14 protein-coding genes are annotated in these 23406 nt (G+C 42.3%); 5 read left to right on the top strand and 9 right to left on the bottom strand.

Features of this window, described 5'->3' with window-relative positions; genetic code table 11:
• Positions 1–6 precede the first annotated feature (6 nt).
• On the bottom strand, positions 7–3174 hold the full coding sequence (locus tag ACT3CD_RS01230) for a SusC/RagA family TonB-linked outer membrane protein (RefSeq protein ID WP_444642149.1): 3168 nt from the start codon (positions 3172–3174) through the stop codon (positions 7–9).
• A 300-nt stretch (positions 3175–3474) separates the two neighbouring features.
• Positions 3475–4779, bottom strand: a complete 1305-nt coding sequence (locus ACT3CD_RS01225) for a glycoside hydrolase 5 family protein (RefSeq protein ID WP_444642147.1) — start codon at positions 4777–4779, stop codon at positions 3475–3477.
• Positions 4780–5120: 341 nt separating this feature from the next.
• Here ACT3CD_RS01225 and ACT3CD_RS01220 point away from each other — a divergent pair, with 341 nt between their 5' ends.
• The gene (locus ACT3CD_RS01220) at positions 5121–6008 is read left to right on the top strand and encodes an AraC family transcriptional regulator (RefSeq protein WP_444642146.1); all 888 of its coding nucleotides are present in this window, start codon (positions 5121–5123) and stop codon (positions 6006–6008) included.
• A gap of 20 nt (positions 6009–6028) precedes the next feature.
• On the opposite strand, the gene ACT3CD_RS01215 is transcribed toward ACT3CD_RS01220, so the two are convergent.
• The 3 genes from ACT3CD_RS01215 to dnaG form a co-directional block, all read right to left on the bottom strand.
• Positions 6029–7261, bottom strand: a complete 1233-nt coding sequence (locus ACT3CD_RS01215; protein ID WP_444642144.1) for a nucleoside recognition domain-containing protein — start codon at positions 7259–7261, stop codon at positions 6029–6031.
• Between the two features lie 77 nt (positions 7262–7338).
• Positions 7339–7812: a pyridoxamine 5'-phosphate oxidase family protein gene (locus ACT3CD_RS01210; RefSeq protein WP_444642142.1), complete on the bottom strand. Its 474-nt coding sequence runs from the start codon at positions 7810–7812 to the stop codon at positions 7339–7341.
• Positions 7813–7904: 92 nt separating this feature from the next.
• Entirely contained in the window at positions 7905–9866 is a 1962-nt protein-coding gene (gene dnaG, locus ACT3CD_RS01205) for a DNA primase (protein WP_444642140.1), read from the bottom strand.
• A 615-nt stretch (positions 9867–10481) separates the two neighbouring features.
• On the opposite strand from dnaG, the gene ACT3CD_RS01200 reads away from it, so the two are divergent.
• The 4 genes from ACT3CD_RS01200 (at position 10482) to ACT3CD_RS01185 (ending at position 17348) form a co-directional block, all read left to right on the top strand.
• Positions 10482–12140 (top strand): putative transporter, encoded by a 1659-nt coding sequence (locus ACT3CD_RS01200; protein WP_444642138.1) that lies wholly within the window; start codon positions 10482–10484, stop codon positions 12138–12140.
• 1649 nt (positions 12141–13789) lie between these two features.
• Positions 13790–15331, top strand: coding sequence for an acyl-CoA carboxylase subunit beta (locus ACT3CD_RS01195; RefSeq protein ID WP_444642136.1), 1542 nt, complete (start codon positions 13790–13792; stop codon positions 15329–15331).
• A 17-nt stretch (positions 15332–15348) separates the two neighbouring features.
• Positions 15349–16839 carry an acetyl-CoA carboxylase biotin carboxylase subunit gene (locus ACT3CD_RS01190; protein WP_444642134.1) on the top strand — a complete coding sequence of 497 codons (1491 nt, stop codon included), beginning with the start codon at positions 15349–15351 and terminating at the stop codon, positions 16837–16839.
• A 2-nt stretch (positions 16840–16841) separates the two neighbouring features.
• Positions 16842–17348, top strand: coding sequence for a biotin/lipoyl-containing protein (locus tag ACT3CD_RS01185; protein WP_444642132.1), 507 nt, complete (start codon positions 16842–16844; stop codon positions 17346–17348).
• A gap of 228 nt (positions 17349–17576) precedes the next feature.
• Here the strand turns inward: ACT3CD_RS01185 and ACT3CD_RS01180 are convergent, their stop codons facing one another.
• The 4 genes from ACT3CD_RS01180 to ACT3CD_RS01165 all read right to left on the bottom strand — a co-directional run bounded on the left by ACT3CD_RS01180 (position 17577) and on the right by ACT3CD_RS01165 (position 22933).
• A complete protein-coding gene (locus tag ACT3CD_RS01180; protein WP_444642130.1) occupies positions 17577–18920 on the bottom strand; it encodes a glucose-6-phosphate isomerase in 1344 nt (447 codons plus the stop codon).
• A 159-nt stretch (positions 18921–19079) separates the two neighbouring features.
• Positions 19080–20078 (bottom strand): NAD(P)H-dependent glycerol-3-phosphate dehydrogenase, encoded by a 999-nt coding sequence (locus tag ACT3CD_RS01175; RefSeq protein WP_444642128.1) that lies wholly within the window; start codon positions 20076–20078, stop codon positions 19080–19082.
• A 3-nt stretch (positions 20079–20081) separates the two neighbouring features.
• Positions 20082–21815 carry a lysine--tRNA ligase gene (gene lysS, locus ACT3CD_RS01170; protein ID WP_444642126.1) on the bottom strand — a complete coding sequence of 578 codons (1734 nt, stop codon included), beginning with the start codon at positions 21813–21815 and terminating at the stop codon, positions 20082–20084.
• A 437-nt stretch (positions 21816–22252) separates the two neighbouring features.
• Positions 22253–22933, bottom strand: a complete 681-nt coding sequence (locus ACT3CD_RS01165; RefSeq protein ID WP_444642125.1) for a hypothetical protein — start codon at positions 22931–22933, stop codon at positions 22253–22255.
• Positions 22934–23406 lie beyond the last annotated feature (473 nt).

Raw genomic sequence — 23406 nt, 5'->3', positions numbered from 1 at the left:
AAACAATTAGAATTTAAGATTAACACCAACCAAATAAGTACGAGGACTTGGATAAAATCCTAAATCAATTCCTCTGGACCAGTTACTGTCGTCCCCATTACCATATCCCACTTCTGGATCCATGCCTGAATAATTAGTAAAAGTATAAAGATTCTGAGCAGAAAAATATAAACGCGCCTGACTCAACGGCATATTCGTAAAGAGTTTTTTGAAATCATAACCTAACGTTAAATTCTGAATCTTAACGTAGTCAGCATCTTCGATATAAATATCTGAGATATTTTGCCAATTGGTATGTGTTCCAGGCGTTAATCTCGGCAATTTATTGGAAGTGCCTTCACCGTACCAGCGGCCAAATATTTCGGTCGTATAATTTTGTTTCTCACTATCGGCGAATGAACGGTATGATTTGGCAACCTGCTGCCCAAAAGCACCATTGGTAGTGACAGAAAAATCAAAACCTTTATATCCCAAATTAAGATTAAATCCCAAAGTGAGATCAGGATTTGGATTCCCAATTTCCACCTTATCATCATCATTAATAACACCATTTTCATCCGTATCAACAAAAATCACGTCACCTGGTTGAGCATTATCGAGCACCCCTTTGGAGCTTGCTCTATAAGCCTCAATTTCTTCTTGATTCTGAAAAATGCCTGCCGTTTTAAATCCCCAAAAATAACCAATTGGTTTACCAACTTCGGCGCGATACATTTCGGAAGTTCCTTGGCTAAGGATGTCGGTTTCACCGTGAATAATGCCCTCACTATTGGCAATACGCGTCACCTCATTTTTGTTATGAGCAAAATTTAAAGAAGCACCATATCTGAAATCGCCAACCTGATCGTTCCAGTTGAGCGCCAATTCAACACCTTTATTTTCCACGTCACCACCATTAATAAACGATGGGTTTGTCCCGTCTGTAGCCAAAATAGGCGCTAAAACCAACCAATCCTTGGTAGTCTTTACATAATAATCAAAAGCCAAACCTAAACGAGAATTAATAAACCGGGCATCAAGACCGATGTTTATTTGCTCTGAAGTTTCCCATGAAATATCAGGACTAGCTAAAATATCCTGATAGGCACCCTGTACTTGATCATCCTTAACATTTCCAAAAGAGTATTTCACTTCTTTAGGAAAACCAATTGTTGCAATATACTGGAAAGGGTCAATATCGGCATTACCATTCTGACCCCAGCTACCACGAAGTTTAAAAAAATCAACGGCGCCGGCAAATCGCTCCATAAATGCTTCATTGGTCAATACCCAGCCCGCTGAAACAGAAGGAAAATACCCCCATCTATTTCCACTGGCAAAATTAGAAGAACCATCAGCTCTCATAATAAGAGAAGCCATATAAGTCTCTTTAAAATTCCAGTTGGCACGGCCAAAGAAAGAAGACAGGGCACCTTCGGTCCAGGGTGAACCTCCAATACTCGTGACTCCGGCTGTTGTACCAGAAGTGTTATCTAACCAGGCATAGTCGAACCCTGTAAAGCTATTCTTAGCATTATAGACATCCATATCTTCACCCAATCCGTACTTTTCAATGGATTGTCCAATCAACACATCAATATAATTATCTCCGGTATTAAAAACATAAGAAATAGTGTTTTCCAGCTGCCATTGAAAGCCCATGCTCATGCGCTGTTGGGTTCCGTTCTCGGTAGCTAAACCATTCCCGGAAGAGGCCAACTCTAAAGTTGGAGAATAAGATCTGTAACTTTCACCACGATACTTATAGCCAAAACTACTTCTTAATTTCAAATCTTTAATGGGTTGCAATACAAAATAGGCATTACCCTGTAATGTATAATTTTTACTTAAATTTTGACCATTATGCAGATCCAAATATGCAATAGGATTGGCTTCATTGGTATTATAGTTTTCATACCCGGTTGCTTTTTTGTCTTCCAAATCAAAATAATTGCCATCCTCATCATAAACAGGCATTAATGGCGAAGCCACTAACATATTATGAATGTCATTACCGTAAATATTGCCTATTTGCTGTGCCCCATCACGAGAATCATAACTATAAGTCAAATTTTCACCCACTGTAAAAACATCAAAAGCATCATTCTTATATACAATATGCTCAGAGTTTAAACGGGCTGTCCATCTTTCATACATTGTCTGAACAGGCTTACCAAAAATCCCTTCCTGTTGGGTATAGGAAAAACCTAAAGAAACTTTACTGACGTCAGAGCCGCCTGTAATACTTAAAGCATGACTCTGCGTAGCAGCATTCTTAACACGGATTTCTTCCAGCCAGTTGGTCCCGTTCCACTCACCATTCATTATTTTGTTGTAGAGGCTACCTTCATCGGTCCCGCCCAAATAACTGGCCCAGTCATAACCAGACAACCCATTATTAAAGGCTGATTCATCAAGCATCTGCATATACTCTTTTGCATTCAATAAAGAAGGCATTTTATACACATTTTGTACCCCATAATAACCATCGTAGCTTACAACCATTTTACCAGCTTTACCTTGCTTAGTAGTTACAAGTATAACCCCATTGGCAGCACGCGCACCATAGATAGCAGCCGACGCAGCATCTTTAAGCACGTCGATTGACTCGATATCGGACGGACTTAACACGTTGATATCAGCACCAGCAACACCATCAATAACATATAATGGCGAAGAATTCCCAACGGTACCCAGCCCCCTCACATTAACTTTAAAACCCTCGCCCGGCATACCTGAAGATTGCACGATATTAACACCAGGAGATTGACTTTGCAAAGCTCCTAAGGGATTCACAGTATTCAATTTTTGAAGATCTTCACCTTTTACCTGAATTGTAGCTCCGGTGGTAAGTTTCTTTTTCTGAACACCATAGCCAACTACCACAACTTCATCCAAATCGGACGTGGCCGAGGATAACACAACACGCAAATTTGTTTGCGTTCCAACACTGACCTCTTGCTTTTCCATTCCCACAAAAGAGAATACCAACACCGAAGCATCATCTGCTACATCAATAGCAAAATTACCATCGATGTCAGTGATAACGCCATTGGAAGTTCCCTTCTCCAGGATAGTAACGCCTGGAACAGGATATTCCTGTTCATCAAAGACTACACCAGTCACCCTTTTTTGGGCAAACGTGGTGAATCCTAAAAACAAGCAAAGAATCAAAATCAGATCTCTTCTTTTCATAGTTTTTGAATTAAATTAAATTGAGTATAAATAGAAACGCATCTTTAAGAAAACCGTGATTGAATTAAAACAGAATACTTTGTAATCATTTTACACCTTTTTTAACAAAAGCATTTCTGAATCAAAAAAAACCAACCATTCCTAATTAACAGAACACTAAAAACGATTGGTGTAACAATTACACTTACTAAATATAAGCCAAAATTAGAACCTTGCGATAAAACTTCCTAATAATTAAATAACAAATCTCAATACTTTTTAATCATTTTTAAATTATAGTGGAAACATCAACACCTTTAATCATTTCCCCAACTCTCCTTTCAGTTGATCACTAAAAATACGAATCAAATTCATGGTAGAATCTTCTGCAAACACGGCATTTAAACCTTGCTCTTCTTGTGGCGGATCGCCCATAAGATCGTCGCCCTTTTTCCAGTATACTTGCCTGGGAACCGGTTGTGCATACCCACCAAAAGCCCAAAAATTGACTCCGCCCAATACATCATTAGTGCGGGCATGCTTCAACACCATGTCGAAAGCAAACTGATAATATCGATCACGTGAAGTAGTAGGAGTCCCTGGCAAAAAAGAAAAATTGTCGCGTGGCAACCCGAATTCTTCGAATACCACCGGCTTATTGAGCTCCCGGGCAACCTTTATATGGTTCTCAAAATAGGTAGCCGTATTATCAATGGCAACATCAAGCGTCCCGGGAATGTCATTCTTATCAATCCAACTCCAGTTATTAGGCCAGATGTGAAATGTCAGATAATCCACATTTTCATCGGCATGAATACGGGTAAACAAATCCATATCCTGTTCGCAGCCCCACTCTCCCTCTGAACCTGTTGTTACCAGCTGATTGGGCGCCAGCTCTTTTATAAACGATGCCGTCTGGCGCACCCAATGCGCAAAAGCTTCCTTGTTATCATCTGAGAAAGCCCGTGGCTCATTGGCTATTTCCCAGGTCATAACAGTTGGGTCGTCTTTATAGGCTACTCCAGTGTATCGATTATTTCGGTTGATAATAAACTCAATGAAATCATAATTTTGTTGTATGCAGGCCTGACAAGAATGAAACTGCGACACATAGGTCATGAAATCAGACCATGAATGCCCTTCCTGCGGATAAGGAATATCGCCATAACCATTCCATTTAAGATATTGAGAATAACCACCCGACCACTCCCAGCTATTATTAAGAAATAAAACAGCATACATCTTGCGTTTAGCAAGTTCAGCCATGAAAAAATCAAGCCCGTCAAGTATCGTATCATTGTAAACACCAGGTTCGGTAATCAAAGCGGGCCAAACACGCCATGGGCGCTCTTCACCACCTTCGGCCCCCACCAAAACCCGCAGATTTGTAATACCTACCGACTGCATTAAATCCAGTTCCTTAATAAGGCGCTCACGATTTCCCCCCTCGCCTTCCGAACCTAGTATTGCACCGTACCAATAATTTGTTCCCACAAAATAATAAGGTCGACCGTTCACCGTAAACTGCCCGTCATTCACTTTTACGAATGCTGATTCAGACGATTTACCAAAACTACATGCAGCCATCACAAACACGAAAAAAAAGAAACCTATCACTTTATTCATAGCGAGACAATTTTAAAATGAAGCAAAAAAATACGTATCACAAAGATCCTGTTATGCTTCCAATTTTAAAAATACTATCTTGTCATTATTGCGTATTATTAATAAACAAGCACAAATCTTAACATCTACAAAGCAAGTATAAAAGACTATAAAACAAGTAATTATAAAACATTCACAGGCTAATAAAAAGATACAAACTATTGATTAAAACCAAATAAACAACACAACAACACTTAAATACAGGCAGATACACATCTCAAACACCACTTAATAGCATATACCTATACAATATGATCAAGATATTATTAAATTTGTACACGAACAATAAAACATATTAACATATGGGGTCTTTACCAGAAACAATACACCGGGAAATTACGCCACTCAACGAAGATGACTGTTTCCTGGTTTTCGACCGGAAAAGAAACCTTTTTAATTTTCCGATTCATTTTCATCCGGAGTATGAATTAAACTTCATCGTTAATGCAAAAGGTGGGCGACGCATTGTAGGCGATCACATAGGTGAAATAGATAATTATGAACTTGTTATGGTAGGTCCAAACATCTATCATGGATGGGAAAATTATCACAATTCAGGCAAAGAACTGGCGCATGAAATAACCATCCAGTTTCCCCGTGATATTTTTGAGGGGCAACTCATCAACAAAAATCTTTTAAAACCTATAAAAGATCTTTTGACCAATGCCAACAGAGGCATTCTATTCACGAAAGAAACCACACAACGAATTGAACCTCGCATTGTATCATTATCACAAAAAAGAGGGTTTGACTCCTTTCTTGAATTTCAGTCATTACTCTATGATCTTTCGATTTCACGCGGACAACATTTACTCACAAACATCTCATTTCAAAACAACAACGACTTCCACAACAGTGAAAAAATTGAAAAAATATACAACTATGTAAAAGCCAATTTCAATAATAAGATCATGCTCAACGAAGCAGCCGATTTACTCAACATGTCGGTGGTCTCATTCAGCCGTTTAATAAAACAACGTACCGGTAAATCGTTCATAGAATTTGTCAACGAAATAAGACTGGGCTATGCCACCCGTCTGCTGATTGAAACGACAAAAAGCATTTCAGAAATTTGTTATGAAAGTGGATTTAACAACATCTCAAATTTCAACCGCACTTTTAGAAAAAAACAAGGCAGTACACCGTCAGAATTCAGAGTGAACTTTAACGGAATAAAAAACGTGTTTTAAGATAACAATCCGCCTAAACATCAACTAAAGAAAAAATAGCCCAAAAGAATAGCGGCTATAATGCCGGCAAAATCGGCAGCCAGGCCACAGACTAAAGCATGGCGGGTATTACGAATACCCACAGAGCCAAAGTAAACGGCAATGATATAAAAAGTGGTATCGGTAGCCCCCTGAACGGTACAAGCCAGACGGCCCACAAACGAATCGACACCAAAAGTATTCATGGCATCAATCATCATTCCACGGGCACCGCTTCCACTAAGTGGCTTCATCAGCGCTGTAGGTAAAACACCTACAAAATCAGTGTCACCACCCAAAAAAGCAACGACACGAGCCACGGCGTCAACAACAAAATCCATCGCGCCAGAAGCCCGGAAAACTCCTATCGCTACCAAAATAGCAATCAGATAAGGAATGATTTTAACCGCAATAAAAAAACCCTCTTTACCTCCCTCAATAAAAGCTTCGTACACATTAACCTTACGTATGACGGCGCGCACAATAAAAATGATAATAAATAAAAACAAGATCAGGTTAGCCGCCAGCAGCGACACAACCCGCATCTGCTCTTTATCCATTTGCGAAAGACCCCAAATGACAGATACAACCAACAAAGTCATCCCCCCCAGATAAGTAAGAATAACTTTGTCCCACAAGCGAATATGCTGTATCAACGAAACAGTGACAAGCCCCACCAATGTGGAGAAAAATGTGGCTAATAATATGGGAAGAAAAATATCGGCGGGATTAGCGGCCCCAAACTGTGCCCTGTACACCATAATAGTCACAGGAATAATCGTAAGCCCTGAGGTGTTCAGCACCAAAAACATAATCTGAGCGTCCGACGCCGTATCTTTCACTTTGTTAACCGACTGCATCTCTTTCATCGCCTTTAAGCCCATAGGAGTCGCAGCATTATCAAGACCAAGCATATTGGCCGCCAGATTCATCATCATACTGCCATAAGCCGGATGATTTTTGGGTAACGAAGGAAACAGACGACTGAAAAAAGGCCCGATAGCCCGCGACATTAAATCAACCATACCGCCTTTCTCAGCGATCTTCATAAAACCCATCCACAAGGTCAAAACCCCTGTGAGCCCTATGGATATATCAAAACCGGTACGAGCATTATCAAAGGTGGCATTCACCAACTCCGAAAAAATGCCCACATCCTGCAAAAAGATAAGTCGCAGCAAAGCCACCACAAAGGCGATCAAAAAAAAGGCTATCCAAATGTAGTTCAAAACCATTGGCGATATTTTAAAACCGACGCTTTGCCAGAATGCCATATTTTATACAACACCATTCTGCAAAAATCACAGTCACATTATTTCTCGTGAGGTGTCCCAAATTCCTTACAACTAATTTGATCGACAGGAACCATCCATATTTTCACATTACGCACTGCCGGGTCGTTATAGTCAAAATGTTTATCCGAATACTGCGCCATAATAATATTAAGCGCCTCTCGTTTCTGCTCCATATCTTCAACAAACTGAACCTTTCCAACGGCTAATACACTTTTTGATTTCATACGGTAACTACAGGCCACCTTAGGATGCTGAAAAGCCAGTTCGTGATCGGTGCTAAAAGTAATGCAAACATTAGGATTGTGCTCCAAAGCACTAATTGATCGACCCTCAGGGGCACTGTGCAGATAAATAACATTATCCTTAAATCCAAAATTCATGGGTATAACATAAGGAAATCCTTCAGGCGTCACCATCCCCACAAAACAGATATCGCACTTACGTATCACACTCTCAATAAAAGAGGGCTCATTCCGAAAAACAGTCTTCATTTATTCCGCTTATAATTTATTTTTATTGACTGATGAAACGTCCAAAATACAATCGTTCCACTGTGTGAAAAACTTTCATTCCGGTCATTTCATCAAATAATAGTTCGTTCGCCTTGTTGTTTGGATATAACCACCATTACTTGCTGGAGCTGAACCATCTTTGTCATCAGTTCATTGACCCGATCGCTCTGTCCGGCCTGTTCGGCAATTCTTAATTCCTCGCCAATCTTTTCAATATGATTTTTAACCAACCGCCACTTGAGTTCGGTCACCACTTTGGGCACTAAAACATCCAGCACATCCTCATCTGTTTTAACGACACCGTAACGTTTATAGATACGACTCAGAGGGTATTCGCGAACAATGAGATCAGTGACCAGAGAGCTGACCCTCGGATCAGAATGTCCAACCAGCACCTTATCAACTGAGAAACCCGGCTCATTCATCTTTTGCTCGTAAAGATCAATGATGATGTTATGAACCTCATCGACACTGCGGAGTTCATCCTGCCGCAACTCATGAATAATATACTCGGCCACAGTCATATTTCTGACCTCATCGCCCAGCTGAACGGGGCCCAACGAATAAGTCCCGTATTTAATAAGAAATCGTAACACTTCATGTTCTTCATTTTCGAGCGGATTGGCCGAATTGGACTTAGAAACGGTTTCCTGCTGTTGGGGTTTAAACATTTGCGGGCCCGACTGCCTCGCCGACGCCCCGCGAGCCACCAACTCCTTACCCTGTTTTCGCTTCTGAAGTTTACCTATTTCACCATAAAGAACCGGTTCGTCAACCTCCAGCAGACTACTGCATTCCTTAACGTAAACCGTTCGCACAATAGGGTCGGGAATGACCGATATGGTGTGAACAATATCCTGAATAAGCTGCGCCCGTTTAATGGGATCGCCTTCACTTTCTTTTAATAGAAGCGAAGTTTTAAACCTTATAAAATCAGTTTCATGGGCTTTGATATATTCCTGTAGCTGCTCTCCGCCTTTTTTCTTTGCAAACGAATCGGGATCCTCACCGTCGGGCAACAGCAAAACCTTCACATTCATACCTTCCTGCAACACCAAATCGATACCACGTAAGGAAGCTTTAATACCAGCATTATCCCCATCGTAAATAATGGTTATATTAGGCGAAAACCGAGAAATCAATCTAATTTGATCCACCGTAAGCGACGTGCCCGACGAAGCCACCACATTGGTGACACCTGCCTGATGAAACGACAACACATCGGTATAGCCTTCCACCATATAAGCGCGATCCTGACGCACAATCTCCTGTCGCGCCTGGTATATGCCATACAAAACGCGGCTCTTATGATAAATATCAGATTCCGGGGAATTCAGATACTTGGCCGTTTTGGCATCCGTCTTAAGCACCCGTCCTCCAAAGGCTATAACCTTACCCGACAAACTATGAATGGGAAACATAACACGCCCGCGAAAACGATCGGCCTTATAATCATCACGGACAATTGACAGACCTGTTTTCTCGAGAAATTCGAGCTTATAACCATGCGACTGTGCCTGTTTGGTTAAAGCATCACGTTGTTCGGGCGAATACCCCAACTGAAATTTTTTAATAATATCATCACGAAAACCTCGCTGACGAAAATAACCCAATCCAACCGATTGTCCCTCATCGGTTTCGTAGAGCGACTTAATAAAAAATTTAGTCGCATAGTCGGTCACAACCATCATACTCTCACGCTCGTTGCGCTGCAACTGCTCCTCCGGCGTCGCCTCCTTCTCTTCAATGGGAATATGAAACTTATGTCCCAACAGCTTTATGGCTTCTACAAAGGTGATCTGCTCATGTTCCATCAAAAAATTCACAGCATTACCACCCTTGCCACAACCAAAACACTTGAAAATACCCTTATTGGGAGATACAATAAACGACGGCGTTTTCTCATTATGAAAAGGACAATTACCAATGTAATTAATCCCTCTTTTCTTGAGATTCACAAAATCAGATATCACATCAGTGATCTGAATCTGTGCCGTTTCCATTATCCTGTCAACCGTTGACTGGTCAATCATTGCCGATTATTGTTTTAGAAATTCAAAGATAGGGAAAATTGAAGAAAGGATCTTGCCTTCCATTAAAAGAGCATGACAACTCAACGCAAAATAGAGTTTACCAATAGTCAGGCCTGCTTTTTAGATCTCATTCACACCAAAAAACTCAAATTTATCAAACTCCGCAATCCGAAATTCCGAATCGTATATTCCAAACGCCTGTCCTAAAGTACCTATACGAAATATATCTTAAACCCGGAGCTAGTAAGACATTAATGAAGTTTAACATTCAAAACAAAAACGCCTGAAATTAAATCATTATTTAACATTTATAATAAAGTTTTAAACAGGTAAAAAACAAGCTTTGAACATCTTTATCGTATTTTTGTTGCCGTGATTTTACAACGAAAACTTAAAACATCTTTAAAAAAAACTACAATTGCAATCAACTGCTACGCAAGAAAAATCGACATAAATAACATTTCGTATAACAAAAAGAATCACAAGAACAACGGCTTACCCGTTACGATGCAACCAAGACCAAAATGAAAAAAACAAATCAGCAACGTGTCAGGTAATAAAAATCCTCGCGCCTAATTGTTAAAAAAAACAAAACCTCATCATAAACCAAACACAATGGAATTAATTAAGCTATTCACGCAGAGTGGCGTGCCCTCAACGCTCGTATTTCTGAGCCTTGTGGGAATTGCGGGTATCCTTATTGGTAAAATAAAGATATTTCGCATAAAATTAGGTATTGCAGGCGTTCTGTTTGCCGGGCTATTTTTAGGCCATCTGGGCGCTGAAGCCAATCACGAAATGCTCCATTTCGTGAAAGAATTCGGACTTATCCTGTTCGTTTATTCTATCGGACAAGAAGTAGGCCCCCGGTTTATTTCATCGCTTCGCAACAACGGCCTAAAAATAAACCTCCTGGCTGCCGGAATTGTCGTTCTGGGAATATTGGTTGCCGTGGTTTTAAAAATTGCCTTTAACTTACCAATACCGGTCATTGTCGGAGTGATGTGCGGAGCAGTAACCAATACACCCAGTCTTGGCGCATCCCAACAGGTCATTACCGAACAAATAGGCCATTCGGGCGAATTGGCTCAGGTTGCAGGTATGGGATATGCGGTTGCCTACCCCTTTGGCATCATCGGCATTATACTGACCATGTTATTACTTCGGGTATTATTCCGTATCTCGGTTAAAGACGAAACAGCCAAATATCAAAAAGAAGTATCAGGACTGTCGGGCAAACCAGTGGCCATCAATCTCAAAATTATCAATCAGGCACTGGTAGGCAAAACAGTTGCTTTTATGCGCTCTACCCTGAATGATGAGTTTAGGTTATCACGATTGTACCGCGACGGCGAATTCTTCATGCCCGACGAAGATGAGATACTACGCGAAAACGATTATTTATATGGTGTTTCAACCGAAGACAACTTCCCAACGCTGGAGCTGAAAGTAGGGTCCTTATCAAAAACCGGCAACATAGAAGTTACAGGTAACCTTGGTATGATGCATGTTGTTTTCTCCAACAAGAAACTGGCTGGCAAAACGATTAGTCAAATAGGTCTGTCCCGCCGTTTCCCCGTTAATATAACACGTATATACCGGGCCGGAACAGAATTTATGGCCACAGAAGAAGATTCGCTGGATTTTGGCGATACCGTGCGTATTGTAGGAGAACGTAAGTCATTGGCCGAAGCAGCAAAATTCCTGGGTAATTCAACCGAAGAATTATCACATCCTAACATTATCCCCGTTCTGATTGGTATTCTGGCAGGTGTTATTCTAGGGAGTATTCCCATAGCCATCCCGGGTCTACCGGCACCGGCAAAACTGGGGTTAGCAGGTGGTCCTCTGGTCATTGCTCTGTTTCTTGGTCATAAAGGCCGAATCGGAAAAGTGAACTTCTATATGACTCCAGGTGCCAACCTGTTCATCCGTGAATTAGGAATTGTTCTGTTCCTGGCCTGCGTCGGTTTATCTTCGGGCGAACACTTTATCGAAACCATTGTTAATGGCGGATACACCTGGATGCTATATGGTGCAGCAATCACTTTTATCCCGCTACTTATCATTGGCATTATTGCCCGCCTGATGAAAATCAACTACCTTACCATTTGCGGAATGATGGCCGGATCAATGACCGATCCACCGGCACTGGAATTTGCCAATTCAATCGTTCCCGGTCAGGCACAATCAACAGCTTATGCCACTGTTTACCCATTGGTTATGTTTTTACGCGTACTGCTGGCACAAATAATGGTTCTCATGTTTTTATAACATCTACATAATATAGTGTTTGTCCGAAAACTGGGGAGACAGATAACAAACCCTCATTTTCAGGGCTTGCACAACTCAAAAAATATAAATAGACTATTGTAACTAATCATTTTGAGTGCAGGCATAACACCGAAGTTGGTCTATCTTCGCAAACACTAAATATAAAATGAAACCCCGTTGAGCAACTACTGCTTAACGGGGTTTGTCATCTGTAATAGCACTGGTGCATAAAGTCCGCCGCTTTAAACTCAAGGCTTATGAAACTAGAAAAAACATTTTTATATAAAATGACCTTTGTGAGGACAACCGTAACGCAGAAATATCACATTTCTTACAAACACTAAATAGTGCCTGTCCATAAACTAAGTGTTTAAAATATAAAGTTCAAATTCAAGACTTGTGAAGTCCGAAAAATGTGAGTTTACTCCCGTAAATGACCATTTTGAGAGCAAACGTAACGCAGAAGTTGAACTTTATAGACAGACTCTAAATAGCCAAAACCATTTCCGATTCAAACGTCTCACTGCAAACCCTTCATTGTCAGCATATCCTCACGAAGAGACGAAGTCCATTAAAAACAAACTGAACAAAGAGGTCGCTGTGTTCATACAACAATAAAAATTAACATTTAAAATGAAAAATCAGCAATTGACGTAATTAACAAAAAATCAGCTCAATCAAAGCCTACAAGGCCAGTAACCCCTATGTTTTATGGGACAAAAGACTTGCGTTACTTTCGATAATCGTATATTTGCACCTACGTTCAATACTATTTTGAAGTAACACTCCCTACAACACGGGTTTAACAGAAAATTAGTTGACAGTGTAAAGCTGCCGCACAACTGTAAGATCCAATACCGCAGTTGTAAGACATGCCTCAGTTACCTGATTTCTGTTAGTAATCAACAAAACAAATAATACCATAGCGATTGAATCAGAAACCATGAACTAACAATTTCAAACTGATATGAAGACAGATGGAAAGGTGAAATATAAGAAGCAAACGTAAATAGAGCCTGTCCATAAACCAAGTGTTTGAAATATAAAGTTCAAATACAAGGCTTGCGAAGCCATAAAAATCAAGGCGTTTACTTTTCGTAAACAACTGTTTTCATGGCAAGCATAACGTATAAATTAAACTATATCAACAAAATATATAAAGGCAGTTGCCTTCGCGGGATAAAGCAATAGCAAATACACGCTCGCCCAACTCCTTCTAATAAAGAAATGACTATCTCAGTATTAAAAAAGACATATAGACTGACGTGTAGCCTGTGCATGAAAACATAGGCTTGGAAGATACTGCCGACAGAATGTCTGATTTTTGAATTATAAGATTCAGGTCAAAGACTTACGACACCCCGAAAACAGGCGTCTCCTTTTCGTAAGTGCCATTTTGTGTGCATCTGCAACGCAAAAGTTTGACTTTACAGACATCCCCGGACACAGATTTTAACGGGATAATTTAAAGATGACCGGACAATTAAATAGCATAAACAAGAAAATGAGTGCTTAATAAGAAACGTTCAGATTAGAGGCTTACAAAGTCCGAAAAATGGCAGTTTACCGCCGTAAGTAACCATTCTTAGGACAAGCGTAAACCAGAAATCAAACTTTTCTGACAAGCAATAAATACTAAAACAGAACCGATGCAACAAGACAACAGAAGTGCATTTATCCGTTTTCAGGACCGGCGCAATAAACTGGAGGAGCAATACGGCGCCGGTTACGAAGAAAGACAACATCAAAAAGGAAAATTAACCGCCCGCGAAAGAATTGAAATTTTATTTGACGCCGGCACATTTGAAGAACTGGATGCCTTTGTACGTGCCCGCGACGGCAAAGACTCAGCCTACGGCGACGGTGTTATTGTAGGTCACGGACTGGTGAATGGCCGCAAAGTATTTTGTTACGCCCAGGATTTCTGTTTTTTAGGCGGCTCATTAGGCGAAGCGCACGCCGCTAAAATCATGAAAGTTCAGGACATGGCCCGAAAAATGGGACATCCTATTGTGGGCCTCATCGACTCCGGTGGCGCCAGAATTCAGGAAGGTATCGGCAGTTTGTCGGGCTACGGTGGTATCTTTTTGCGTAACATACGTTCCTCCGGCATCATTCCGCAAATATCGGTCATTCTGGGCCCTGCTGCAGGCGGGGCGGTATATTCTCCAGCCCTCACCGACTTCATTTTTATGACGCGTTACACGTCCAAAATGTTTGTCACGGGTCCCGAAGTCGTTAAAGAAGTATTAAACGAAGACGTCACCTTCGAACAATTGGGCGGCGCCGACATACACACCACCAAAAGCGGCGTAGCTCATTTCGTTTACGACAATGAAGAATTTACCCTAATGGGCGTACGTAAACTATTACAATATCTGCCATCCAACAACATCGAGCTGCCCCCGTCAACAGGCAATGAATGTATAGAACCTCCCAGACCCGAAAAGCTATCCCTCATTATTCCCGACGAGAATACTGTTCCATACGATATGCTGAATGTAATCGACAATCTGGTGGATCAGGACAGCTTTTTTGAAGTGGCTGAAAATTACGCCATGAATATGATCACCGGTTTTGCCCGCCTCAACAAAAAGGTTATTGGCATCGTGGCCAACCAGCCCAAAGTGCTTGCCGGCGTTCTCGATGTCAACTCGTCGGTCAAGGCCGCACGCTTTGTTCGCTTGTGCGACGCATTTAACATCCCCTTGCTGGTTTTGGAAGATGTTCCCGGCTTTTTGCCCGGCACCGAACAGGAACAGGCTGGCCTCATTCGTCATGGCGCCAAACTACTCTATGCCTTTGGCGAAGCTTCAGTACCAAAAATAACCGTCATAACACGTAAAGCCTATGGCGGCGCCTATATTGTTATGAACAGCAAAAACATGGGTGGCGACTTTAATTTTGCATGGCCTACGGCCGAAGTGGCGGTGATGGGACCCGAAGGGGCCATAAAAATACTGCACCGTAAAGAACTCGCCGCAAGCAAGGATCCCGAAACACTAAAACAACAGCTGATCAAAGAATATCGCGAAACAACAGCCAATCCTTATATCGCCGATGAATACGGATACATCGACGAGGTCATTGACCCAGCCATTACCCGACGCAAACTCATCTCGGCTTTTGATCTGTTACAAAACAAATACATGGATAAAATGCCGCGAAAACATGGCAATATGCCTTTATAACATCAAAAATGGAGACCATGATTAAATCATTATTAATTGCCAACAGAGGGGAAATAGCCATCCGGTTGCTGAAAACAGCCAACCGAATGGATATAAAAACTTTCTGTTTTCAAACACCACAGGAAGCCAATGCCGTTTACCTGCGTTGGGCCGACGAAGTGATTGTTCTGCCCGACGAAAACGTTTCGCGCTCCATATTTCTAGATGCAGCAGCAATTGTAGCTTATGCGAAGCAATATAAGATAGAAGGCATTCACCCCGGCTATGGTTTTCTTTCTGAAAACCCCTTATTGCCTAAGCTATGCAACGAAGCCGGCATTGTCTTCGTTGGCCCCGACGCGCAACTCATTGAACAAATGGGCGATAAAAATCAGGCCCGGCATATAGCCATTGACACAGGCTTAACCGTTGTAAAAGGCAGCGACCAACCCATTTTATCAATAGAAGCAGCCCGACAGGTAATAAAAGAGACGGGTTATCCGGTCATTTTAAAAGCCCTTGCCGGCGGTGGCGGTAAAGGCATGCGCATCGTGCATCAACCCGAAGAACTCGAAAGTGCCTATAAAATGGCCGTTAACGAAGCTAAAAATGCCTTCGGCAATGGCGCCATGCTCATTGAAAGATATGTTGAAGAACCCCGTCACATTGAAGTACAGGTACTGGCCGACAAACATGGAAATGCCGTCCATCTGTTCGAAAGGGAATGCTCCATTCAGCGCAATCATCAGAAATTGCTGGAGGAAGCTCCGTCTGCGGCGCTGACAGACGAATTAAGAAAAAAAATGACGGCCGACGCCCTGGCGCTGGTTAAAAAAACAGGTTACTTCACATTGGGGACTGTGGAATTTCTGCTGGATAAGGCAGGACAGCACTATTTCATGGAGATGAATACCCGCATACAGGTGGAACACCCTGTTACAGAAGCCATCACCGGTCTCGATCTGGTTGAATGGCAGATACGTACCGCCTGTGGTGAACCACTAACATTTAAGCAATCAGACGTCAAAAAGAAAGGGTGGGCCATCGAATTCCGCGTCAATGCCGAAGATGTGCAAGCTGCTTTTTCGCCCGACTTTGGCATCATTGATGAAATGAACTTCCCCGCTTATCCGGGTCTGCGCGTCGACTCAGGATTTGTACCCGGATCTGTCATACCCTCGATGTATGACTCGCTCATGGCCAAACTGATCGTTTCGGGCCGCAACCGGGAAGCAGCCCTTGAACGCGCCCTTGAAATCATGGAACGCAGCCGGATTAAAGGCGTAAAAACAACCATCCCGTTTTTCAAAGCCGTGTTACACGATCCCCGCTTTATATCCGGTAATTTCAACACCGCCTTCATTGCCGGTATGAAAACGCCCTTTCACCAGGAAGCCAATGAAGAAGAAGCGGCTGCTTTAATGGCCCTGCAATACTACCTCGACGAGATGCAAAACATCCGCTATGGCGAAATGAAAACAGAAAATGCCACGCCCTGGATTTCGCGTATGTGGAATAAACTCTTTTAAAAATGGAATTGAAAAAATTACAAAAATATGTGGTGACAGGTTCACGACAATTTTATTTTGCCACTTCCGGCTTCACTATTGGCAAACGCAAGAAACGTGAAATCCATAAAGATGAAGATGGAAAATGCCAGGTCAAAATAGGTCGACAAACCTATACCGGCGAACTCGTTCACAAAAAACAAAACCGGCTGACCGTCGAAGTAAATGGCAACCGATATGAATTTGTTGTGGAGCCCGATGCCGTGGTTAAACGTAAAGCGATGAACAGTTCGGAGCGCGACAACGACAAGACGCTTCTTCTAAAGTCGCCCATGCCGGGCAAAATATGCGAGGTATTTGTCACCAAAGACACGCTCGTAAAAAAAGGAGAACCGCTGCTGATTCTGGAAGCCATGAAAATGCAAAATCAGGTATTGGCGGTCTGTAATGCCAAAGTAAAAGCCGTTCACATAAAGACCAACGACGCAGTATTTGGCGATCAAATTCTAATGGAACTGGAACAGGAATAAATAAAGCGGTGACCGCCGGTTCTATCCCGACGGTCACCGTCATATTTATTAACCCATTGTTTTACAGTCATTCCATAACACAATACTTCACCGGAAATGTTCAAAATCAAGACTCGCATAATCAAAAAAATGTGAGCTGACTCCCGCAGATAATCATTTGAGGAAAAGCATATTGCAGCAATCGAATTTTTCCGGCAGAGGCCAACTAAACAACGAGGCCTCTCAAACTTACAATCGTTTACGAATATCGGCGGTTTCCTTTTCGAAGCCGGGCTTACCCAATAAGGCAAACATATTTTTCTTATAAGCCTCTACGCCGGGCTGATCAAAAGGATTAACGCCCAACACATAGCCACTGATACCACAAGCTTTCTCAAAGAAATAAATCAGCTGACCCAGATAATAAGCATTTAACTGAGGCACTGAAATACGAATATTAGGCACCCCGCCATCCACATGAGCCATCAAAGTTCCCAGCTCAGCCATTTTGTTGACTTCGTCAACACGCTTCCCGGCCAGGAAATTTAATTTATCCATATCATCTTTATCGGTAGGAACCTCCACTTTTTTATCGACATTCTCAATGGAAATAACCGTCTCGAAGATGTTACGTTCGCCTTGCTGTATCCACTGACCCATAGAATGCAAATCGGTGGTAAAATCAACAGCTGCGGGGAAAATGCCTTTATTATCTTTACCTTCACTCTCACCAAAAAGCTGTTTCCACCATTCTGAAAGGAAATGCAATTTGGGATTGAAATTCACCACAATCTCAGTCTTCTTACCTTGCTGATACAATAAATTACGAACAGCCGCATAAACAGCCGAAGGGTTTTCTTCAAAAGCCACGTTGGGAGCAGTAGCTGCTTCCATATCGCGGGCGCCCTGAACCAATTGCTCAATATCAACCCCGGCAATAGCTATGGGCAACAAACCAACCGGCGTCAGTACCGAGTAACGGCCACCCACATCGTCGGGTATCACATAAGTCTGATAACCTTCGCGATCGGCCAAAGTGCGCAATGCACCCTTACTCTTATCGGTGACAGCCACAATGCGATTTTTAACCTCATCAGTCGCATATTTCTTCTCCAGCAAGCCTTTCAACAAACGAAAAGCCAAAGCCGGTTCGGTTGTCGTTCCTGACTTTGAAATCACCACCACCGAAAAATCCTTATCTTTCAAAAGATCTAACAATTCATAGGTGTAATCTTCTCCGATATTCTGACCGGCATATACAACAACCGGAGCTTTACGATTGGTACGTAACAAATCAAACGAATCAGACAGCGCGTCAATAACGGCGCGCGCACCCAGATAACTGCCGCCGATACCGGTCACCACCACAATCTCCGATTGAGCACTCAAACGAGCAGCTGTTTCCTTAATAGCGGTTAAATGATCAGCAGCAATGGAAGAAGGCAGATCGAGCCAGCCCAAAAAATCATTGCCGGCGCCCGATTTGTCGTGTAATTTTTGCTGTTGCGATAGCACATTACTTGCCAGACCCTTTACGGCTCCGGCCGACAGGAAGCTTTCAGCTTTCGAAATGTCGATGGTAATTTTTTGCATATAGAGTATATTTTAGTTGTAATTTCTATTTTCAAAGCCACGATGTAAAAGAGCAAATACAAACAGCTATCACATCGTCAACCGGTTGCCCCGGCTATCAAAAACATTCTGCCACAAAAAGAGCTTCACACCGGGCTGCCAAAGTCAGCCACGCCACTACTAACGCAGCAAATCGGTTAGTAATTTAATCTCAATAGCCGGCGAAATTTTTTCATATATAATATTATACACCGCATCGGTGATGGGCATATTCACCTTATATTTATCATTAATCTCCTTAATACTTTTCACCGCATAATACCCCTCAGCAATCATAAGCATCTCCAACTGGGCATTTTTTACCGAGTAGCCTTTGCCAATCATAGTCCCGAAAGTGCGGTTACGACTAAACTGCGAGTAACACGTTACAAGCAGATCACCCAGATAGGCCGAGCTTTTGATGTCGCGCATAATAGGATGTACCGTATCCACAAAACGTTTTATTTCCTGAATACCATTACTGATAAGTACCGCCTGAAAATTATCGCCATATCCCAGTCCATGACAAACACCCGAAGCCACTGCCATCACATTTTTCAGCACGGCCGCATATTCTGTTCCGTAAATGTCGTCGGTAATGGTTGTTTTAATGAAGCTGCACTGCACCTTTGACGAAAAATCACGCGCTCTTTTCACATCCTGACAGGCAATAGTCAGATAACTCAAACGTTCCAGCGCCACTTCTTCGGCATGACAAGGACCCGATATTACAGCAATCTGATTCAATGGCACATCATAAAACTTATGAAAATAACTACCCACCACCAGATTTTCGTCGGGCACCAGTCCCTTAATCGCCGAGACAATAAATTTATCGGTCAGCGGCTCTGTTAATGCCGACACCATGCCTTTCAAAAAAGCCGACGGATTGGCAAATATCAGAGCATCCGAATTCCTCACCACTTCATTTATGTCTGTCGTAAACGTGATCCTTTCGGTATCAAAAATTACAGACTGAAGATAATTCGGATTGTGTTTGAGTTTCTCAAACTGCTTAATACTATCGGGATTTCTGAAATGCCAATAAATATGAGTCTCATTTATCAGCACCATTTTCGCGATAGCCGTTGCCCAGCTCCCGCTTCCGATTATCCCTATTCGCGACGTTGTTACGTCCATAATTTATGCATTTAAATTAGCTAACCAACCCGCTACATCTTCCTTCGAAGGGTTTGTTAATTCCATTTTATGCTTTTTATTAAGACCGCACAAGTCCTGATGTAATTTATTGGGATTCAAATCTTTTAAATCTTTCACCTTCTGAAATCCGGCTTTACGTACCACAGCCACCCAGTCGGTCGGTATGCCTATCGCCGTAAACTTATCATCACCATCAACCACCGGCTTTTTCTCCGGACGCATCTGGGGAAACAACAGCACTTCCTGAATAGAACTCTGGTTGGTCATAAACATTGCCAACCGGTCAATACCAATCCCCATACCCGAAGTAGGAGGCATGCCGTATTCCAGCGCACGTACAAAATCCATATCAATAAACATGGCTTCATCGTCGCCTTTCTCCGACAAGCGTAACTGCTGCTGAAAACGATCCAGCTGATCAATGGGATCGTTAAGCTCACTGTAAGCATTTGCCAGCTCTTTACCGTTCACCATCAGCTCAAAACGCTCGGTCAGTTCCGGGTTATCGCGATGCTTCTTACACAACGGCGACATCTCAACCGGATAATCAATAATAAATGTAGGCTGAATATAATTACCTTCACATTTAGCACCAAAAATCTCATCAATCAGCTTTCCTTTGCCCATGGTGTCGTCGGCTTCAATGTCCAGTTTTTTACAAACCTCACGAAGCTGCGCCTCATCCATACCCGAAATATCAATTCCTGTATGTTCGGCAATGGCATCAATCATCGTCACCCGTTTATACGGCCGCTTAAAATCAATCACCTTATCGCCCACCTGAAGGCGCGTTGTGCCATGTAACGCCATTGCCACCTTCTCAACCATTTCCTCGGTGAAATCCATCATCCAGCGGTAATCCTTATAAGCCACATAAATTTCCATGACCGTAAACTCAGGGTTATGGGTTCTGTCCATTCCTTCGTTACGAAAATCCTTGGCAAATTCATACACCCCTTCAAAACCGCCTACAATCAAACGTTTCAGATACAGCTCATTGGCTATACGCAGGTACAACGGAATATCAAGTGCGTTATGATGCGTAATAAACGGACGCGCAGTAGCACCTCCCGGTATCGGCTGCAAAACAGGCGTTTCAACCTCCAGATAACCACGCTCATTAAAAAACTCACGCATGGTATTTATAATCCGGCTTCTTTTTATAAAGACATCTTTCACCTGATCGTTAACAATCAGGTCAACGTAACGTTGCCGGTACCGCTGTTCGGCATCCGTAAAGGCATCGTACACCTTGCCATCCTTCTCTTTGACCACCGGCAGCGGTTTCAGCGATTTCGACAGCACGGTAAGTTCTGTTACATGCACCGAAATCTCGCCCGTCTGGGTTCTAAAAACATGTCCCTTAACGCCAATAAAGTCACCAATATCAAGCAAGCGCTTAAAAACCTTGTTATACATGGTTTTATCTTCGCCGGCACAAATATCATCCCGTCGCACATAAATCTGAATCCGACCCTTACTGTCCTTAATCTCGGCAAACGAGGCACTACCCATAATTCGGCGACCCATAATACGGCCCGCCATGCACACCTCTTTAAAATCGTCGGGCGACGCATCAAATTTGGCAAGCACCTCATCGGTATAATGCGTTACCGGGTATTGGGCTGCCGGATAGGCTTCCACACCCAAACGGTTCAATTCTTTAAGACTCTCGCGGCGGACAAGCTCCTGCTCACTTAACTCAAGATGACTCATTGTATAATAAATTGTAAAAATTTCAAGCCTTCAGTTCACTACAAATAAATTGCAAAGATAAACCCAAATTATTCAAAATTAAAACCCACCGGCAAAAACCTTCCATTTACGCCCTAAAAGATATTCCGTCCAACCCCCGGTTTCAAACGTCATCCTTTTAAAACCTCATAAAACGGTTATACGTCATTCCTTTGCAGGGCGTGCCCCTCGTTCCTCGGGTCGGGCTTTACGTTGCAAGTCCTCGCTAATCACCACTTCGTCACTAAAATAACCGCACATCATGGTTTTGGCTTCATATCACACATCGGGCAGACAACCGCTGTGGGCTTTTCACTCCAATCCCTCACGCAAAAAAAAACAGCACCCCGTTATCGGCACAAAAAAAAACGCCTCAAAATGAGGCGCTCTGCTATATTCAAGAAAAAATAATCTACCTTTCATTGAAACACCATCGGCTCAATCACCGACGTACGTTTGCGCATCGACCACTGCCAGTTGGCATACAAATCGTAATGCAAGCTACGGGCATTGCCTTCGGTCTGTACCAGCTTGTTGCGCCGGGCAACCACAAACGACTGCGCATCACTGGCGTCAAACGGCCCCACCAAATAGGCAATCATACTTTTAACAACATCATCCAATCCCGTAACAGAAGCATCGCAACTAACAATTATCTCGCGACCCGCCAGAATTATCGCCTTCAAAATATCGCCGATGGCAAATTGTTCCAGCCATTCGGCCGATTCAATATGAATCAATACATGCGAAATTTCAGGATAAAACTGCAAAGCATTGGCAACATTGGTGGTGTTGATGGTTTCGTCGCTCATTAAATGACCGGCTATAGCATGCTTCTGCACCAATTCCTTCAAAACCACACAAGCCTCCGACGAACCTATAAGTAAAAGCTCCTTATCCCATGGCAAAACCGACGTTATCACCGTCTCTATGGCATAATAATGGCTCTGGTTATACAATATCGTTTCGTAGCCTGTTTGATAAAAACGCTCATTCGAGAGCGTCTCTTTTGACCAAAGCTTAATAATTCTTTCATTAAGCGTATCTTCCGTAAGCACGGCATTCTGGTCAATCTGATTTTCAAAACGGAAGTTCGTCATAGTACAGGAATTTTGCAGATTGATAATTAACTTTTTACATCCCGGTCGTTCGTTTTAGCGTTGTTAAAGATACTTCTCCAAAAACAATTCCATTTGAAGAGAATGTTAAGGCTGTGTAACTTTTCGTTCTATGAAATTATGACAATTTACCCATTACAATTACGTAATGTTTTCTCAATCTTTTTCATGTATGTTGACGAAAAGCTCTTTTTTGGTGACCAACACACCAATTTTCACTGTTTCCTTTCAAAATCAACCCTCATGAAACAAAAAACAAACAACGGGAATATAAGTTTACCAACAAACAACATTGCTGCAACAGCACCCGCGTCTTACACTAACAACAAAACAACAGCATCACTCTGACGTACAACCGCATAAACAAAACACCTAAAAGGATTCATCAGCAACGCCACATGTTTTAAAGTAAGAATCCTTACAATATTTATATCTTTACATCATCAAGTCCAGTT

Origin of the sequence: Geofilum sp. OHC36d9, assembly GCF_052400685.1 — a bacterium.
In the GTDB taxonomy this organism is placed as follows: Bacteria; Bacteroidota; Bacteroidia; order Bacteroidales; family Marinilabiliaceae; genus CAZHHH01.
Note: the sequence above shows the minus strand (reverse complement) of the source record. Positions and strands in the feature narration are given on the sequence as shown.

Bases quoted from the DNA above. Each gene is read 5' to 3' on its own strand.
- ACT3CD_RS01185 (WP_444642132.1), top strand. From the start codon at position 16,842: ATGGAATTGAAAAAATTACAAAAATATGTGGTGACAGGTTCACGACAA.
- ACT3CD_RS01210 (WP_444642142.1), bottom strand. From the start codon at position 7,812: ATGAAGACTGTTTTTCGGAATGAGCCCTCTTTTATTGAGAGTGTGATA.
- ACT3CD_RS01175 (WP_444642128.1), bottom strand. From the start codon at position 20,078: ATGGACGTAACAACGTCGCGAATAGGGATAATCGGAAGCGGGAGCTGG.
- ACT3CD_RS01215 (WP_444642144.1), bottom strand. From the start codon at position 7,261: ATGGTTTTGAACTACATTTGGATAGCCTTTTTTTTGATCGCCTTTGTG.
- ACT3CD_RS01165 (WP_444642125.1), bottom strand. From the start codon at position 22,933: ATGACGAACTTCCGTTTTGAAAATCAGATTGACCAGAATGCCGTGCTT.
- ACT3CD_RS01220 (WP_444642146.1), top strand. From the start codon at position 5,121: ATGGGGTCTTTACCAGAAACAATACACCGGGAAATTACGCCACTCAAC.
- ACT3CD_RS01230 (WP_444642149.1), bottom strand. From the start codon at position 3,174: ATGAAAAGAAGAGATCTGATTTTGATTCTTTGCTTGTTTTTAGGATTC.
- ACT3CD_RS01195 (WP_444642136.1), top strand. From the start codon at position 13,790: ATGCAACAAGACAACAGAAGTGCATTTATCCGTTTTCAGGACCGGCGC.
- ACT3CD_RS01190 (WP_444642134.1), top strand. From the start codon at position 15,349: ATGATTAAATCATTATTAATTGCCAACAGAGGGGAAATAGCCATCCGG.
- lysS (WP_444642126.1), bottom strand. From the start codon at position 21,815: ATGAGTCATCTTGAGTTAAGTGAGCAGGAGCTTGTCCGCCGCGAGAGT.
- ACT3CD_RS01225 (WP_444642147.1), bottom strand. From the start codon at position 4,779: ATGAATAAAGTGATAGGTTTCTTTTTTTTCGTGTTTGTGATGGCTGCA.
- dnaG (WP_444642140.1), bottom strand. From the start codon at position 9,866: ATGATTGACCAGTCAACGGTTGACAGGATAATGGAAACGGCACAGATT.
- ACT3CD_RS01200 (WP_444642138.1), top strand. From the start codon at position 10,482: ATGGAATTAATTAAGCTATTCACGCAGAGTGGCGTGCCCTCAACGCTC.
- ACT3CD_RS01180 (WP_444642130.1), bottom strand. From the start codon at position 18,920: ATGCAAAAAATTACCATCGACATTTCGAAAGCTGAAAGCTTCCTGTCG.